General features: G+C 57.7%; 1 protein-coding gene. It reads right to left on the bottom strand.

Annotated elements, in window-relative coordinates:
• Positions 1 to 130: 130 nt before the first annotated feature.
• Positions 131 to 343, bottom strand: a 213-nt coding sequence (locus OC610_RS29070; protein WP_264433295.1) for a hypothetical protein, incomplete at its 5' end; no start/stop codon positions are given.

Genomic DNA, 343 nt, shown 5'->3' with positions numbered 1-343 from the left:
TGCGTTGAGGCCGTCCAGATAAGGAGAGTTGGGGTCTGCTTCTGGAGGGTTTGGTGTGATCTTGAACATAGTGAAGCTCCTTTCGTATAGGAACCGTCACCGGCTGCCGCCAAGCAGTTGGGGTGACGGATTACACAAGGTTGGCGGCCCGGAACGAAAGGAACCCGGTATCCCCGAGGGGATCCTTGCGCAACCCGTCATAACGAATGCCAATGCCAGAAGCATCGCAATAACGCTGAGGGGTATTGTTGCGCCTTTCGAAACCAGGCCGCCAAGCCTGTTCGCTGGTGTCAGCGACAGGGAAACGATAGAGCCCGGGTGCAAGGCGCACAAGCCGGCGGAT

This window comes from Pseudomonas agronomica, assembly GCF_025917275.1.
Classification (GTDB): Bacteria; Pseudomonadota; Gammaproteobacteria; order Pseudomonadales; family Pseudomonadaceae; genus Aquipseudomonas; species Aquipseudomonas agronomica.
The sequence above is the reverse complement of the archived record's forward strand: the minus strand, read 5'-3'. Positions and strand labels throughout refer to the sequence as shown.